The sequence below is a fragment of the Stenotrophomonas sp. Pemsol genome (genome assembly GCF_003586545.1).
GTDB lineage: Bacteria > Pseudomonadota > Gammaproteobacteria > Xanthomonadales > Xanthomonadaceae > Stenotrophomonas > Stenotrophomonas sepilia.
Map to the genome: position 1 here is coordinate 3,177,233 of NZ_CP025780.1, position 16,360 is coordinate 3,193,592.

Below are 16,360 nucleotides of genomic sequence, written 5' to 3' on the forward strand. Positions count from 1 at the left end.
GCTACGAGCCAGAGCAACGGCCGAAGCAACAGCAACAGCGGCTATCCGTGGGACGGCGGAGCGGTGTGGGTGGGCAGGACACGCCGTAAACCCATCCATGGGGGCTCGATGGCGCCATCCATGGCGCCAACGGCCCTGCCCACCCACACCGCCCCACCTCTGACAGATTCCTGCTGCTGTTGGTAGGTGTCGACCTTGGTCGACACGATTTTTCTGTCAGATATCGAAATCGATCTGGGGTCAGATCCGTTTTCCTGCGGAAAACGGATCTGACCCCAAGAGCATCTCCAACAGTTCGCGGAAAACTGTCGAAGGCGGGGTGGGTCCGGTTGCGGGAGTGTCCGCGGCATGGATGCCGCGGCCAAGCCCCCATGGATGGGTTTACGGCGTCTCCCGCAACCGGACCCACCCCGCCATCCCACGGATAGATCGCTGTTGCTGTTGCTGTTGCCTCTGCGGGTGCAGGGCGCAGCCCTGCAGACAACACCCCCTTCCCTGAGCATTCCACGCAGTGGTTTGAGCGCCGTGCGCACGCCAGTCACGGCACGCTAGGCCAACGGAACCGCCCATCATCCACCGAGAACCCTCATGACCCTGCGCCAACTGCCCCTACGCACCGCCCTGCTGCTGGCCCTGTCCGCCCTGCCACTGGCGGCGCTGGCCGAAGCCACCTCGCCCGCGCCCACCCAGCAGGTGCCCGGCGTCTACCACCAGCGCGTCGGTGCGCTGCAGGTCACCGCCCTGTTCGACGGCGTGGTCGCGCTGGGCCGGCAGGAAGTGGTCGACGTGCCGCCGACACTGGTCAGCCGCCTGTTGGAAGGCCGCTACGTACCGGAAGACAAGAAGGGCCTGCAGACCGCAATCAACGCGTTCCTGGTGCGCCAGGGCAACCACCTGACCCTGGTCGATACCGGCACCGCACAGTGCTTCGGCCCCGGCCTGGGCCAGGTGCTGGGCAACCTGCGCGCCTCCGGCGTGGACCCGGCCGAGGTGGACGAGGTGCTGCTGACCCACGCCCATCCGGACCACCTGTGCGGGGTGCTCGATGCGCAGGGCAAGCCGGCCTACCCGAATGCCACGGTGTGGCTGTCCAGGGCCGATGCCGACTACTGGCTCAACCCGGCCAGCGAGGCTTCCGCGCCGAAGGGTGTGCGCTTCGCCTTCCCGCTGGCGCGCAACGCGGTGGCGCCGTACCAGGCCAGTGGCCACCTGCGCACGTTCAACCCCGGCGATGCCCTGCCCGGCGGCGCGGTGGCGATGGACACCCATGGCCATACCCCCGGCCACGTCTCCTACCGGTTCGACAGCCAAGGCCAGTCACTGCTGGTGTGGGGCGACGTGCTGCACTTCCATGCGGTGCAGTTCGCGCACCCGGAGGCCGCGTTCGAGGCCGATTCGGACCGCAAGGCGGCCATCGCCAGCCGTCGCGGGCTGCTGCAGCAGGCCACCGCCAACGGCTGGTGGGTGGCCGGTGCGCACCTGCCGTTCCCGGGCCTGGGCCATGTGCGCAGCGAGAGCCAGGCCTATGCGTGGGTGCCGGCGGAGTATTCGCCGTTGTGAGGGTGTGCCGACCAAGGTCGGCACCCACCCGATCGGGTAGCGCCCGGCTGCCAGCCGGGCGACCGGCAATACCTTATTCCAGCCCCAGCCAGCCGCCGATCACGCCGCGGGCTTCGTCCACGCCGGTGCGGTCCTCGCCGGAGAACACCTGCACGCTGACGCTGTCGCCGTAGGCCGAGTGCAGTTCCTTGCGCACCTTCTGCAGGGTCTGCATCTGCTGGCTGCGGCTGAGCTTGTCGGCCTTGGTCAGCAGGGCGTGCGCCGGCATGCCGCGCTGTACGGCATAGGACAGCATCTGCCGATCGTAGTCCTTCAGCGGGTGGCGGATGTCCATCACCACCACCAGCCCCTTCAGGGCCTCGCGGGTGCGGAAATACCGGTCGATGAAGGCCTGCCAGTGCGCCTGCAGGTCCAGCGGCACCTTGGCGTAGCCGTAACCGGGCAGGTCGACCAGATGGGCTTCCGGGGTGATCTGGAAGAACACCAGCTGCTGGGTACGGCCGGGCGTCTTGGAGACACGGGCCAGCGCGTTCTGGCGGGTCAGCGCGTTGAGCGCACTGGACTTGCCGGCGTTGGAGCGGCCGGCAAAGGCCACTTCGGCCCCTTCATCGGGCGGCAGCTGCCGCACGTTGTGGGCCGAAAGGTGGTAACGGGCGCGTTCGATGAGCAATGACATGTGCCTAGGATCGCATGTTGCGGCGCCGCGCGCCCGTGCCGGCGGCCGTGGCGGGCATTTTGCTGCACTGCTGCGTTGACCGTGCGCGGAAACGCCGTTGATAATCCGGGCGATGCCGGCGGCCACCGCCCGGCCCGGTCCATACGGAGCTTTAGCATGCGCCACGCTCGCGTTCTTGCCGTATCCGCCCTTGCCACTGCCGTAGTCGTTGCCGCTGCTGCGTTCGCGCAGACCACGTTGACCCCGCTGCCCGACAACGGGCCGATCAACACCGCCTCGCTGGAGGTGGACTTCAGCAAGACCCATTGGGGCGATGCCAAGGCTGGCCAGACCAAGGCTTCGGCCTGTGCGGCCTGCCATGGCGCCGACGGCAATTCCACGGTCGAGATGTATCCGTCCATCGCCGGCCAGAGCGAACGCTACGTGGCCCAGCAGATGGCCCTGATCGCCAACGGCCAGCGCAGTTCCGGCGCGGCGGTGGCGATGGTGCCGTTCGTGCAGAACCTCACCCCGCAGGACATGCGTGATATCGGCGCCTACTTCGCCACGCAGAAGGCCAACGCCGGCATCGCCGATGACACGGCGGTCGCCGACGGCCCCTACAAGGGCATGAAGTTCTACGAGATCGGCCAGCAGCTGTACCGCGGCGGCGATGCCAAGCGTGGCCTGCCGGCCTGCATGGCCTGCCATGGCCCCAGCGGTGCCGGCAATCCCGGCCCGGCCTATCCGCATCTCGGTGGCCAGCACGCCAGCTATGTCGCGCGCCGCCTGCAGGAGTACCAGGCCGGCCAGACCAACGAGACCGACAAGGCACACTTCCAGATCATGGCCACGGTCGCGCAGAAGCTCAGCGAGCAGGAGGTGCAGGCGCTGTCGAGCTACCTGCAGGGCCTGCACAACAAGGCCGACGATGTGGCCACCACGGCCACGCCAACACAACCGGCTGCCGCCCCCTGACCACCACTGGTCGGCCCGGGCCGCGACGCCGGCCCACGGCTGCGGTATGTTTCCTTCACGCCGGCGGCTGCGCCGGCGTTGCTTTTTTCAACGGAGATGCGTGTCGATGAGGTTGATTTCCCGCCTGCTGTTGTCCGTGCTGGTGCTGCTGCCGCTGGCAGCCTGCGCCGCCACCCCCGCCAATGCCCCGCTGGTCGAGGGCAAAGACTACGAGCGCATCGCCCAGCCGGGCCCGTTCCAGCCGCTGGCCGGCAAGATCGAGGTGGTCGAAGTCTTCGGCTACACCTGCCCGCACTGCGCCCATTTCGAACCGCAGCTGGAAGCCTGGGCGGCCAAGCTGCCGGCCGACGTGCGCTTCACCCCGGTCCCGGCGGCCTTCGGCGGTGCCTGGGATGCCTGGGCACTGGCCTACTACGCCGCCGACGAAGTCGGCGTGGCCAAGCGCAGCCATGCCGCCGTGTTCAAGGCCCTGCACGAGCAGGGTTCGCTGCCGATGCAGAACGTCTCCGCCGATGAGCTCGCCACCTTCTACAAGGCCTACGGCGTGACCCCGGACCGCTACATCCAGGCCCTGCGCGGCGATGCCGTGCAGAAGAAGGTCGAGGCCGCGCGCGCGTTCGCCCAGCGCACCAAGATTCCGGGCACCCCGGCCATCATCATCAATGGCCAGTACCTGGTGCGCGGCAACAGCTTCGACGACCAGCTGCGCATTGCCTCGGCGCTGATCGCGCAGGCGCGCGCCGCCCGCGGCCGCTGAACCAACACCCACCACCGACACGGCGTTGTCGCCGCCGCGTGTCATCATTTCCCCTTGGCCGGCGCCTGCCGCCGGCCCCACCTTTCCAGATGCTGGAGACGTTTCCATGAAGATCCGTTACGCCCTCGCCCTCGCAGCGCTGCTGCCGATCCTGGCCGCCTGCAAGGCCGACGACGGCAGCACCAACACCACCGCGGCCCCCGCCGAACCGGCAGCAACCCCGGCCACGACCACCGAACCGGCTACCGCACCGGCGGCGGGCAGCGAAGGCGCCGCGCCGGCTGCCGCTGAAGGCGAGAAGACTCCGGCCGAAGCAACTCCGGCCGCCGCGCCGGCCCCGACCACCGCCGCACTGACCGGCCCGGCTCCGGTGGAAGGTGCCGACTACCAGGTGATCCCGAACGGTCAGCCGTTCCAGCCGGCCGCCGGCAAGATCGAAGTGACCGAGATCTTCGGCTACGTCTGCCCGGCCTGCGCCGCGTTCCAGCCGCTGGTCGGCCCGTGGAAGGCCGGCCTGCCCAGCGACGTGAACTTCGTCTACGTGCCGGCCATGTTCGGCGGCACCTGGGATGACTACGCCCGTGCCTTCTACGCCGCGCAGACCCTGGGCGTGCAGGAGAAGACCCACGAAGCGCTGTACGCCGCCATCCACTCGCAGAAGACCCTGAAGGGCGAGCGCGGCCGTGACTCGGTGGAAGACATCGCCAAGTTCTACGCCGCCTACGGCGTCGATCCGAAGCAGTTCGCGGCCACCATGGGCAGCTTCGCGGTGAACGCCAAGACCAACTCGGCCAAGCAGTTCGCCCAGCGCAGCCAGATCAGCGGCACCCCGTCGATCATCGTCAACGGCAAGTACCTGGTTAAGGGCAAGAGCTTCCCGGACATGCTGCGCATCGCCGACCACCTGATCGCCCGCGAACGCGGCGCGGCCCAGGCTCACTGATCCAAGAGAAGCATTTCCCGGCCGTGAATTCCCCCCGTACACGGACCCTGCGCTTGCTGACGGCCAACATCCAGGCCGGCTCAAGTACCCGCCGTTACAGCGACTATGTGACCCGCAGCTGGTCACATGCGCTGCCGGCGGGTCGCAAGCGCAGCAGCCTGGACGCGATCGCCACCCTGGCGCGCGAACATGACATCGTCGGCCTGCAGGAGGCCGACCCGGGCAGCCTGCGCTCGGGCTTCACCAACCAGACCCATTACCTGGCCCAGCGCGCCGGCTTCAACTACTGGAGCCACCAGCCGAACCGGCGCATGGGCGGGGTCGCCTCCAGCGCCAATGGCCTGCTGAGCAAGCTGGAACCGGTGGAAGTGCAGGACCACGCCCTGCCCGGCCGCATCGGCGGGCGCGGCGTGCTGCTGGCCAAGTTCGGCGATGGTGCCGACGGCCTGGCGGTGGCGGTGGCCCATCTGTCATTGGGCGCGGGATCGCGGATGTCGCAGCTGGGCTTCATCGCCGAGCTGCTGTCCGACCACCCCAACGCGGTGCTGATGGGCGACTTCAACTGTCTGGCCGAACGCCCGGAAATGCAGGTGCTGTACCAGAAGACCCGACTGCAACCGCCCGGCTGCATCGTGCCGACCTTCCCCAGCTGGCGCCCCGACCGCGCCATCGACCACATCCTGGTCAGCAGTGGCCTGCAGACCCGCACCGTGGAAGCCGTGCCGGCCGCGTTCTCCGATCACCTCGCCCTGGCGATGCAGATCGACGTCCCGGCCGACGCCCTGCGCTGAACCGCCCCCCTGGTAGGTGCGGACCGTTGGTCCGCACGCCGCTCTGGTGGGTGCGGACCGTTGGTCCGCACGCTCTCTGCCGCTACCCGGCCTGGACCACCGGCACCTTCAATCGCCGCGCGGTCATCGTGCTGCCCACCGAAGCCAGCACCGTGCAGCCGATCGCCAGCCACTGCAGCCCGTGCAGGTGTTCGTGCAGCAGCAGCATCGCCCACAGCGCGGCCACCGCCGGCTCCATGCTGATCAGGATGCCGAAGGTCTCCTTTGGCAGGCGCTTGAGCGCCATCATCTCCAGCGACATCGGGATCGCGCTTGAGACCAGCGCCACCAGCAGGCCGGCGGCCAGGATCTCCGGATCGAGCAGCGCGGTGCCGGCATGCACCACGCCCACCGGCACCACCACCAGCGAAGCCGCCAGCAGCCCCAGCGACACCGAATGCCCGGCGTGCAGGTGTCCGGCACGCTTGCCGAATACGATGTAAAGCCCCCAACACGCCGCTGCGCCCATCGCATACAGCACGCCGGCCGGATCCAGCGCCGGGCCGCCGCCCAGCGGCAGCAGCAGCAACAACCCCACCACTGCGCAGCCCACCCAGACGAAGTCGATCGGTCGCCGTGATGACAGCATCGCCACCGTCAGCGGCCCGGTGAACTCGATGGCCACCGCGATGCCGAAGGGAATCGTGCGCAGGGCCATGTAGAACAGCAGGTTCATCAGGCCCAGGGTGAGCCCGTAGCGCAGGAGGGTGATCGCATCCGCGCGGCCGGTCTTCCAGCGCCACGGCCGCCAGAACAGCAGCAGCAACAGCGCCGAGAAGCCCACGCGCAGCGCGCTGGTGCCCTGGGCGCCGATCAGCGGGAACAGGTGTTTTGCGTAGGAGGTGCCGATGGCCAGCGAGGTGACCGAGCCAAGCACCGCCAGCGCCGGCAACATCGGCGCGAGTCGTGAGGTCTGCATGGGCAAAGTCTATTGCGCCCGCGCCGAGCACTTGGCTCAATTGACAGCCCGTTCGTGCAACTTCTGCTCACCATGGCTACCGCCCCCGTGCTCGACAGCTTCGACCGCGCCATCCTCGGCCTGCTGCAGCGGGACAACACCCTGCCGCAGCGCGAGATCGCCGAGGCCGTGCACCTGTCCACCCCAGCCGTGCAGCGCCGCATCAAACGCCTGCAGGACAGCGGTGTGATCGCGGCCAACGTGGCGGTAGTCGCCGCAGCCAAGGTCGGGCGACCGCTGACCATCATCGTCGAGGTGCGCGTGGTCAGCGAGCAGCGCGAACGCGTGGCGCCGTTCAAGCGCCGCGTGCAGGACGACCCGGCGGTGCAGCAGTGCTACTCGATCACCGGCGACGGCGATTTCCTGCTGCTGGTGTCGGCCGCGTCGATGGAAGAGTACGAGGCGATCACCGAGCGGCTGTTCGGTGGCGATGACAACATCGAGCGCTTCCGCACCTCGGTTGCACTGGGAACGTTGAAGCGCAGTTTCGAAGTGCCACTGGACCCGGTTCTGTAGCGCGGAGCCATGCTCGACTGCGCTTTGACCGCAAAGCAACAGCCGCCGAGCATGGCTCGGCGCTACAGTCGGAGACCATGAACACATCGCCCTCCCCCGCCCGTCGCCTGCGCCGCTGGCTGCTGCGCGGCCTGTGGCTGGTCATCGCGATCGTTGCCGCCATGGCACTGTGGAACAGCCCATGGGCCGCTGCACCGAAACTGCTGTGGGCACTCTCGCGGATGCCTCCGGCCACCGAGCTTCCGGTGCCGGTGGAAGGTGTGCGGCCCCGCCAGATCGCCGATACCTTCGGCGCCCCACGCGGCCGTGACCGCTCCCACGCCGGCATCGACATCTTCGCCAGGCGCGGTACCCCGGTGCGCAGTGCCACCGCCGGCGTCGTCGTGGATGTCAGCGACCGCGGCCTCGGTGGCCGCCAGGTGTGGGTGATCGGGCCCGGGCGCGAACGCTACTACTACGCGCATCTGGAGGGCTGGGCCGAGGGTCTGTCGCGCGGCCAGGTGGTCCAGGCCGGCGACCTGCTTGGCCACGTCGGCGACAGCGGCAATGCCAAGGGCACGCCGCCGCACCTGCACTGGGGCATCTACGGCGCCGACGGCGCGCGCGATCCACTGCCGCTGCTGCGCTGAACACCATATGCTGCGTCGAGTCCTGCGTGAGCGCCTCCCTCGTTCATGATTTGTAAATAGGAATGGTTCGTATTACCATTTCTTTCGTTTCCGGTGGTGCCAGGACGGCCTGCCCGCCCGTTTCCCACCCGTAGCGCCTCGCCTTCTGGATGCTGGCCGAGCGCGCGTGCTCGTCCAGGACCCCCATGAACCGTTCCGCCTTCCGTACCCCGCAGCCGCAACGGCTGTCCGCTGCCGTGCTCGCCGTTCTCTGCGCCGTGGCCCCGGCCGCCTTCGCCGACACCGCCGCCGATCCGACCACCCTCGACAAGGTGGTGGTCAAGGGCGAACGCGCCGAAGGCTATTCGGTGCGCCGCACCTCGGCCGGCACCCGCTTCGACCTGGCGCCGCGCGAGATCCCTCAGTCGATCAGCATCATCAGCCACCAGCGCATCGAAGATCAGAACCTGGACGACATCATCGACGTGCTGGCCAACACCACCGGCGTGACCAGCACCCAGTCCGACAGCGAGCGCACCGAGTTCTACGCGCGCGGATTCTACATCGATGCCTACCAGTTCGACGGCCTGCCGACGCAGATGGTGCAGAACTGGAGCTACGGTGATTCCGGCCTGGATCTGGCGCTGTACGACCGCGTGGAAGTGGTGCGTGGTGCCACCGGCCTGCTCAGTGGTGCCGGCAATCCCTCCGCCTCGGTGAACCTGATCCGCAAGCACGCCGACAGCGCCGAACTGGCCGGCAGCGTGTCGGTGAACGTCGGCAGCTGGGGCCGCACCCGCACCACGGTGGATGTGGGCAGCGCACTGAACGCCAGCGGCAGCGTGCGCGGCCGCGTGATCGGCAGCTATCTGGACACCGACGGCCAGATGGACCGCTATAACCAGCGCAAGACGCTGGGCTACGCCGTCATCGACGCCGACCTGACCCCGGACACCCAGCTGAGCGTGGGCTACGACTACCAGCAGAAGCGCGCCAATGGCGCGACCTGGGGTGGCTTCCCGATGCTGTACTCCGATGGCTCGCGCACGGGCTACGACGAATCGTTCAACGCGAGCCCGAAGTGGACCTACTGGGACACTGCCAGCAAACGCGCCTTCGCCACCCTGCAGCACGCCTTCAGCAATGGCTGGAAGTTCAAGGTCGGTGCCACGCACGATGAGACCAAGGCTGACGACAAGCTGTTCTACCCGGCCTACAACGACTGGACCACGGGCGCATCGAACTTCGACAAGACCACCGGCGCGGGCATCTCGCCGTCCGCGGGCTTCTACAACACCGAGCGCAAGGTCACCGGCGTCGATGGCTACGTTGATGGTCCGTTCCAGCTGTTCGGCCGCGAGCACCAGTTCATGGCAGGCCTGAGCTACAACAAGCGCGAGTACGCCAACTACGGCGACTACCAGGTCGGCGGTGCCGGCCAGACTTGGGATCCGTTCGCAAGCTATTTGAACTGGACCGGCAACATCAGCGAGCCGAACTGGAACCCGCTGGCACTGGCCAGCGAGGGCACCATCACCCAGAAGGCCGGCTACGCGGCCGCGCGCCTGTCGCTGGCCGATCCGCTGAAGCTGATCATCGGCGCCCGCTACACCGACTGGAAAAGCGAGGGCGAAGGCGCCGACCGCGCGCACAAGGTCACCACGCCGTACGCCGGGCTGGTGTTCGACATCAACGGCACGTACTCGACCTACGCCAGCTACACCGAAATCTTCCAGCCGCAGACGCTGAAGGACCGCAACGGCAGCTACCTCGATCCGGTCGATGGCAAGAGCTACGAAGTGGGCGTCAAGGGGGCGTGGTTCGACAACCGCCTGAATGCCTCGCTGGCGGTGTTCCGCATCGAACAGGACAACGTCGGCCAGGCCACCGGTGAACCCGTGCAGGGCAGCCAGAACGAGTTCGCCTATCGCGCCGCGCGTGGCACGGTCAGCCGCGGCTTCGAATTCGAGGTGAACGGCGAGCTGGCACCGGGCTGGAATGCCACCTTCGGCGCATCGCGCTACGTGGCCAAGGACATCAACGGCGCCGACATCAACACCAACCTGCCGCAGACCGCACTGAAGCTGTTCACCAGCTACACCCCGCAGTCGCTGCAGGCGTTGACCGTCGGCGGCGGTGCCAACTGGCAGAACCGCATCTATTACGCCGCGCCGGTCGTCGGCCGCTTCGAGCAGGAAGGTTACGCACTGGTCAGTGCCTTCGTGCGCTACCGCATCTCGCCGGAGTTCAGCGTGCAGGCCAACCTCAACAACCTGCTGGACAAGAAGTACTACTCGCAGATCACCGGTTACGGTGCCTACGGCGATGGCCGCAATGGCTCGCTGACGTTCACCTGGGCATTCTGACCAGACGCGGGGTACGACCACCCCGCACCTGTAGCGCCGATCCCATGCCCGGCTCAGAGAATCAGCCGAGCGCGGGCTCGGCGCTACATCCGCAAGGCAGCGCCGGAACTGACCGGCGCTGCCCCCCTCACATCAGAACCGCAGGTCCGCGCGCAGGTACCAGTAACGGCCACGCGGGATGTCGTAGGTCGAGGCGTCATACCCGTTCAACGAGCACGACAGGCAGATCGGCGGATCCTTGTCGAACACATTGTTCAGGCCCGCGGTCAGCTGCAGCCCCTTCATCCAGTCGATCTTGTAGCCCACCTGCATGTCGTGGAAGGTGGTGGCCGAGAGCGTGTTGGTGCCGTCGGCCTGGTTGCTGCACACCGGGAATGCCACGGCATCGCCGCAGTTCTCGGTCAGCTCGGAGATGTGCCGCACCGTCCAGTTCGCACTCCAGCGGTCCATTGTCCAGGCGATGCTGGCGTTGCTGGTCCACTCCGGGATGGAGCTGTCGGCCACTTCCACGCCCGGCTTCTGCGGCTGCTTCTGCCCGGCCGCGCCGGTGGCTTCGTAACGACCGACGAACGTGTTCTTCCAGGCCAGCTTGAACTGGCCGAAGGAGGTCTGCGGCAACGTCCAGAACAGGTCCACGTCCCAGCCGTCGGTCTTGATCGAGCCCAGATTGGTCAGGCGGTTGTTGAAGCTGCTCACCGCACCCGTGCTGGCGCGGGTGATGCCATCGCAGTACACCGGGTCGAGCGTGTCCACGCACAGGTCCAGCTGGGTCTGCGCGTTGATGGCCTGGATCGCACCATCGATGGCGTGGCGGTAGAAGGTCACCTCCACATCGAAGCGCTCCGACCACGACGCGTTGTTGCCGAACCACGGGCTCCACACGAAGCCAGTGCTGAAGCTGCGCGAACGCTCCGGTTCCAGATCACGATTGCCGCCGGTGGTCACCGAGATCTGCGAGTTGGCCTGCTGGAAGCCGGCCGGCACGCCCAGCGCGGCACAATTGGCGGCACTGCCACGTGGCGGCGTACCGCCCAGGCCCACCGAGCATGGATCGAACAGCTGCAGGTCGGCACGTGCGGCCGAGCCGTACAGTTCGCCGATGGACGGTGCGCGGAAACCCTCGGCGTACGTGGTACGCAGCACGAAGTCATCGGTCACCTGCCAGCGCAGGCCGTACTTGGGCGTGAACTCGCCACCGAAGGTGGAGTAGTCCGAATAGCGGCCGGCCAGGCTCAGGTCCAGCTTCTTGCCCAGCGGCGAGTCGGCGAAGATCGGAACGCTCAGCTCCAGGTAGGCCTCGTTGACGTCGTAGGAACCGGAGGTCGGCTGCGACGGTACGCCGTTGTAGTGGCCGATCACGGTCAGCGGATCCGGCTGGTACCAGCCCTTGTACTTGCGGTACTCGTAACCGCTGGCGAACGATACCGGACCCGCCGGCAGGGTAAACAGGTCGCCGGACAGGTTGGCGGTGAACAGGCTCAGCTCGTTCTGGCTGCGGTCGCGCACCACCGGCTGGATCCACTTCAGCATGTCCGGGGTGATCGAACCGACGCCACCGAAGATGTTCAACGGCACGCAGCCCGGGGTTGCCGCGCACACCGCCGGGTCACCCAGGGCCATGTTGACGTTGTAGATGTTGTAGCTGCCGTAGTTGGTCTGTTCGGCCTTGTTCTTGCTGTACATGCCGTTGACGTCCCAGTACCAGCTGCGGTCGGCGGCCTGGAAGTTGCCGACCAGGCCGGTGGCCACGTAGGTGGTGTTGACTTCCTGCTTGAACACGCGCGCACCGCCTTCCACCGGGCGGCGGCCGATCAGGCTCATGTTGTCGCCGGAGACGAGATCGAAGCCGAACGGGTTGTACGGATTCAGGCGCGAGACCACGATGTTGTCGGCCAACGGATTGCCGGTGGCGCCATCGGGGCCGAAGAACAGCGGCTCGGGGCCGGCCTGGTTGGTCGACTCGCGGCGGTTGCCCAGTGCCTTGATGTACCACTGCACGTTGTCGGTGATGTCAAAGCGGAACTGGCCGAACAGGCCCTTGCGCTCGGACGGCGTGAGCACCATGTTGTATTCGGCGAAGTTGAAGCGGTCGGCGCTGGTGAAGCAGTGGTAGTCATCGCTGCGGTTGCAGCCGGCGCTGCCGTCGTAGCGCGGGTTGGGCACGCCACTGTTGGGCACGATGTCCTGCTCTGCACCGGTGTTGGGGTCGACGAAGGCGAAGCGGCCCTGTGGAATGCCGCCGCTGCCGAAGGCCAGGCCGGTGCCCGGAATCGGGAAGCGCGACTGCTCGCGATCCTTGGCGAATACCGGGTCCTGCTTGGTCCAGCTGGCGCCCAGGAACAGGCTGAAGCGATCACCGCTCTTGCCCCACGCCAGGTCCACGCCCTTCTGGGTGCCGTCGCCCTTGCTGTACTCACCATAGTTCAGGGTCACCTGCCCGCCATCGAAGTCGCGGCGGGTGATGATGTTGACCACGCCGGCGATGGCATCGGAGCCGTACAGCGACGACGCGCCGTCTTCCAGCACCTCGATGCGTTCGACGATGGCCAGCGGAATGGTGTTGAGGTCGGTGGCCGCACCGACGCCCGATGCGGACGACTCGTTGACCCAGCGGATGCCGTCAACCAGCACCAGCACGCGCTTGGCACCGAGGTGGCGCAGATCGACCTGCGCCGAGCCGGCACCCACGCCACTGCCATCGGGCGGGAAACCGAAGTTGCCGGACGAGTTGAACTTGGCGTTGAGCGCAGAGCCGGAACCGGTGAGCTGCTGCAGCACTTCGCCGATCGAGGTCAGGCCGGTGCGTTCGATGTCGCCACGGGTCAGGGTCTGGATCGGGACCTGGCCCTCGACTTCAGCGCGCTTGATGCGGGTACCGGTCACTTCCACCGCGTCCAGGTTGGTGGTGGATTGTGCAGCGGCACCCAACGGGGCCAGGGCCATCACGCACAGCGTGACGGCAACCGCCAACGGGCGGTGGTGCAGGTGATTCATTCGCTCTCTCTCCAAAGGAATGTCGGGACATGGACTGCCGCGCCCCCCTGCATGGCGGCAGCGTCTCCTTTGTAAACAAGCGGTAAAAATCACGGCGTGACGATCGACACTCTTTCACGCGGAATTGACGCAATTGACGGCCATTTGCGTCAAATGGGGGCCGTTTAGAACCGGACGGTGCTGTTCAACGCCCTTCGCTGTGATGCCGGTGGCGACAGCGCGCGCCGAGATCCGCCAAAGCTCATCAAGGGGCCTTGTCGATGCCGGCGCTAGTGACCGGGCGCGTCGACGCGCAGCCCATGCTGGCTGACAGCCAGCAGCACGCGCGCCATATCTTCATAGTCGGTGTCGTCGGCGGTCGCCAGATGCACCGGGGAGCGATGCTGCTGCGGCATCTGCTGCGCCTGCACCAGCGGTGCCAGATTGGGAGTGGCCATCAAGGAAGTGGCGCGCAGTGTCCCGTATCGCATGCCACGTTCCCCGGCAGGAAGCGCGGCCCGCCGATGGCAGACCGCCCGTTGCCGGACTCAACGCACGAAGGCGATGCGCTCCATGCCGGTGGCCTCGGCGGCGGCCAGGATCCGCGCCATGCCTTCGTACTCGGCCGACGGATCGGTGGCGATGCGCAGCTCCGGCAGGCTGCCAGCATGTTCACCGGCCTGTGCCTGCAGGCGCGCCTGCAGATCGCCGATGGCCATCGGCTGGCCATCCCAGCTCAGCTGGTTCGAGGCATCCAAGCGCAGCTCGATCGGCGGGGGCGGTTCGGGGCGATCGACCACGCGATCGGTGTCCTGTGGCAACTGCACGGCAATCGGCCGGGCCACGATCGGCGCGGTCACGATGAAGATGATCAAGAGCACCAGCATCACATCCACCAGTGGCGTGACGTTGATGTCCGCCAGCGGGCCGCTTCTTCCTGCGCAACTGAACGCCATGTGCCGCTCCCTGCAGCCGGGCCGTTCGCCCAAGGCCGACGTTACGACGACCGTCACCCGCTGCGGCAGGGGCTTCTACGGATTCATTCAGCTGTCGTTGCCGACGCCGGGCGTGCACGAAATGCGAAACTGAATTCAGCCATCGCCCGCTATGCTGGTCGCCATGACCCGACGCACTTCGACCGCCCTGTCCCTGCTGCCCTTGGCCACCACGCTGCTGATCGGCTGCGCCAATGCCCAGTCCCTCGATGCCCAGAACGCGCAGCTGAAAGCCGCGATCGCAGCCGCCGAACGCGGCCAATACGATCCTGGCCAGGCCGCTGCGCTCAGCCGCCATCCGGCCTATGGCTGGCTGGAGTACGCCAACCTGCGCCGCAACATCGACACCGTCGATACCGCGCAGGCCCAGGCCTTCCTCAAGCGCTACGACGGCCAGGCCGTGGCCAGCACCTTCCGCAGCGTGTGGCTGCCCTCGCTCGCACGCCGCCAGGACTGGCCGACCCTGCTGGCCAACTGGGCGCCCACCGACAACACCGGCCTGCGCTGTGCGCAGCTGACCGCGCGCCAGGTGACGGGCAAGGTCGATCCGCAGTGGATCAGTGAAGCGCAGGATCTGTGGCGCAAGAACGGCAAGTCGCTGCCGGACGGCTGTGATGCCGTTTTTGCCGTGCTGCAGGCACAGGGTGGCCTGAGCGACGCCCTGCGCTGGGAACGCATCGATGCCGCCGCCGATGCCCAGCAACCGGCGGTGATGCGCAGCGCCGCACGCGGCCTGCCCGCCGCCGACCTGGCGCTGGCGAACAATTACGCAGCCTTTGTCGACAAGCCCAATGCCAGCGCGTTGAACTGGCCGCGCAACGAGCGCAGCCGGCGCATCGCCACCGATGGCCTGGCCAAGCTGGCCAAGGCCGACCCCGGCGCCACCGAGCAGCAGCTGCCGCAGTACGCCCAGGCGCTCGGCCTGAGTGCCGACCAGCAGGGCCAGGTGCTGTACCAGATCGCGCTGTGGACGGTGGCCTCCTACCTGCCCGATTCGGCACGCCGCCTCAACGCGGTACCCGAATCGGCCTACGACGAGCGCCTGCACGAATGGCGCGTGCGCGAAGCGATGTCGCGCCGCGACTGGCCGGCAGCGCTGGCCGCGATCCGCAAGATGGGCAGCAAGCAGCGCAGCGACCCGCGCTGGCGCTACTTCGAAGGCCGCATGCTGGAAAAAACCGGCCAGGCCCAGCAGGCGCAGCCGCTGTTCCGCGAAGCCGCACGCGCACCGACCTTCCACGGTTTCCTGGCCGCCGACAAGCTGCAGCAGGGCTACACCCTGTGCCCGTGGAAGCCGAACGACAGCGCACAGGCACAGGCGGTGATCGCGCGCGACCCGGCCATCCAGCGCGCGATGGCGCTGTACCAGATCGACCGCGCTGGCTGGGCCGTGGCCGAATGGAACAGCGCGCTGTCGCGCTTCGATGACACCCAGCGCCGCCTCGCCGTGCGCGTGGCGCAGGACAATGGCTGGTTCGACCGCGCCGTGTTCGCGCTCGGCAAGCAGCCGCAGGAACAGCGCCTGTACGACCTGCGCTTCCCGCTGCATCACGACGCCACCATCCGCCGCGAATCGGCACGCAACGCGATCGACCCGGCCTGGGTGGCCGCGGAGATCCGCGCCGAGAGTACCTTCACTCCGCGTGCGCGCTCGCCTGCCAATGCCATGGGCCTGATGCAGGTGCTGCCGGCCACCGGTGCCAGCGTGGCCAAGTCGATCGGGCTGACCGGCTACGGCGGCGCCGACAGCCTGTACGACCCGGACACCAACATTGCCATCGGCACCGCCTACCTGCGCCAGCTGATGAACAAGTACGACGGTCTGCCGTACGTGACCATCGCCGCCTACAACGCCGGCCCGACCCCGACCGCACGCTGGCAGGGCCAGCGCCCGGGCTTCGATCCGGACCTGTGGATCGAGACCATCAGCTACAAGGAAACCCGCGAGTACGTTGCCCGCGTTCTGGCCTTCAGCGTGATCTACGACTGGCGCCTCAATGGTGATGCCCTGCCGCTGAGCGACCGCCTGATGGGCCGCCTGGTCGACAAGCGCAAGAACTTCAGCTGCGCCGCCAACGCCGAGCAGGGCGGCGATTGATCGCACAGCGGTCGTGCCGGCGGCTGGCCTCGATCGGAATATGCACCGCCTGGGTGCTGCTTCGGGCTGGCGCGGCCTGCCGTGATGCCTCTGTATTGGTAGTGCCGGCCGCTGGCCGGCAAC

General features: G+C 67.5%; 15 protein-coding genes. 10 read left to right on the forward strand and 5 right to left on the reverse strand.

Features of this window, described 5'->3' with window-relative positions; genetic code table 11:
• Positions 1-588: 588 nt before the first annotated feature.
• Positions 589-1,560, forward strand: a complete 972-nt coding sequence (locus tag PEM_RS14580) for an MBL fold metallo-hydrolase (protein ID WP_095377932.1) — start codon at positions 589-591, stop codon at positions 1,558-1,560.
• A 73-nt stretch (positions 1,561-1,633) separates the two neighbouring features.
• Here PEM_RS14580 and yihA read toward each other — a convergent pair whose 3' ends face one another.
• A complete protein-coding gene (gene yihA, locus PEM_RS14585; protein ID WP_111128274.1) occupies positions 1,634-2,236 on the reverse strand; it encodes a ribosome biogenesis GTP-binding protein YihA/YsxC in 603 nt (200 codons plus the stop codon).
• Between the two features lie 156 nt (positions 2,237-2,392).
• Between yihA and PEM_RS14590 the strand changes: the two genes are divergently transcribed.
• From PEM_RS14590 to PEM_RS14605, 4 genes are all read left to right on the forward strand, one after another.
• Complete coding sequence (locus tag PEM_RS14590; protein ID WP_005419283.1) at positions 2,393-3,193, forward strand: c-type cytochrome; 801 nt, start codon at positions 2,393-2,395, stop codon at positions 3,191-3,193.
• A gap of 106 nt (positions 3,194-3,299) precedes the next feature.
• Complete coding sequence (locus PEM_RS14595) at positions 3,300-3,950, forward strand: thiol:disulfide interchange protein DsbA/DsbL (protein ID WP_005419285.1); 651 nt, start codon at positions 3,300-3,302, stop codon at positions 3,948-3,950.
• 106 nt (positions 3,951-4,056) lie between these two features.
• Positions 4,057-4,893 (forward strand): thiol:disulfide interchange protein DsbA/DsbL, encoded by an 837-nt coding sequence (locus PEM_RS14600; RefSeq protein ID WP_005419290.1) that lies wholly within the window; start codon positions 4,057-4,059, stop codon positions 4,891-4,893.
• Positions 4,894-4,946: 53 nt separating this feature from the next.
• Positions 4,947-5,684, forward strand: a complete 738-nt coding sequence (locus PEM_RS14605) for an endonuclease/exonuclease/phosphatase family protein (RefSeq protein WP_005419292.1) — start codon at positions 4,947-4,949, stop codon at positions 5,682-5,684.
• A gap of 82 nt (positions 5,685-5,766) precedes the next feature.
• Here PEM_RS14605 and PEM_RS14610 read toward each other — a convergent pair whose 3' ends face one another.
• Entirely contained in the window at positions 5,767-6,642 is an 876-nt protein-coding gene (locus tag PEM_RS14610) for an EamA family transporter (RefSeq protein ID WP_080375111.1), read from the reverse strand.
• A 72-nt stretch (positions 6,643-6,714) separates the two neighbouring features.
• On the opposite strand from PEM_RS14610, the gene PEM_RS14615 reads away from it, so the two are divergent.
• The 3 genes from PEM_RS14615 (at position 6,715) to fhuE (ending at position 10,171) form a co-directional block, all read left to right on the forward strand.
• Positions 6,715-7,197 carry an Lrp/AsnC family transcriptional regulator gene (locus PEM_RS14615; RefSeq protein ID WP_032954522.1) on the forward strand — a complete coding sequence of 161 codons (483 nt, stop codon included), beginning with the start codon at positions 6,715-6,717 and terminating at the stop codon, positions 7,195-7,197.
• A gap of 77 nt (positions 7,198-7,274) precedes the next feature.
• Entirely contained in the window at positions 7,275-7,826 is a 552-nt protein-coding gene (locus PEM_RS14620; protein WP_095377928.1) for a M23 family metallopeptidase, read from the forward strand.
• A gap of 185 nt (positions 7,827-8,011) precedes the next feature.
• A complete protein-coding gene (gene fhuE / locus PEM_RS14625; RefSeq protein ID WP_111128272.1) occupies positions 8,012-10,171 on the forward strand; it encodes a ferric-rhodotorulic acid/ferric-coprogen receptor FhuE in 2,160 nt (719 codons plus the stop codon).
• Positions 10,172-10,303: 132 nt separating this feature from the next.
• Here the strand turns inward: fhuE and PEM_RS14630 are convergent, their stop codons facing one another.
• From PEM_RS14630 to PEM_RS14640, 3 genes are all read right to left on the reverse strand, one after another.
• Entirely contained in the window at positions 10,304-13,165 is a 2,862-nt protein-coding gene (locus PEM_RS14630) for a TonB-dependent receptor (RefSeq protein ID WP_119706119.1), read from the reverse strand.
• A 269-nt stretch (positions 13,166-13,434) separates the two neighbouring features.
• Positions 13,435-13,602, reverse strand: coding sequence for a hypothetical protein (locus tag PEM_RS14635; protein WP_005419301.1), 168 nt, complete (start codon positions 13,600-13,602; stop codon positions 13,435-13,437).
• Positions 13,603-13,692: 90 nt separating this feature from the next.
• On the reverse strand, positions 13,693-14,100 hold the full coding sequence (locus PEM_RS14640; RefSeq protein WP_111128269.1) for a biopolymer transporter ExbD: 408 nt from the start codon (positions 14,098-14,100) through the stop codon (positions 13,693-13,695).
• Here PEM_RS14640 and PEM_RS20330 point away from each other — a divergent pair.
• Positions 14,012-14,233 carry a hypothetical protein gene (locus tag PEM_RS20330; protein ID WP_181453486.1) on the forward strand — a complete coding sequence of 74 codons (222 nt, stop codon included), beginning with the start codon at positions 14,012-14,014 and terminating at the stop codon, positions 14,231-14,233. The two genes, PEM_RS14640 and PEM_RS20330, sit on opposite strands and share 89 nt — an antisense overlap.
• 18 nt (positions 14,234-14,251) lie before the next feature.
• Positions 14,252-16,237 (forward strand): transglycosylase SLT domain-containing protein, encoded by a 1,986-nt coding sequence (locus PEM_RS14645; RefSeq protein ID WP_111128268.1) that lies wholly within the window; start codon positions 14,252-14,254, stop codon positions 16,235-16,237.
• The last annotated feature ends 123 nt before the right edge of the window (positions 16,238-16,360 follow it).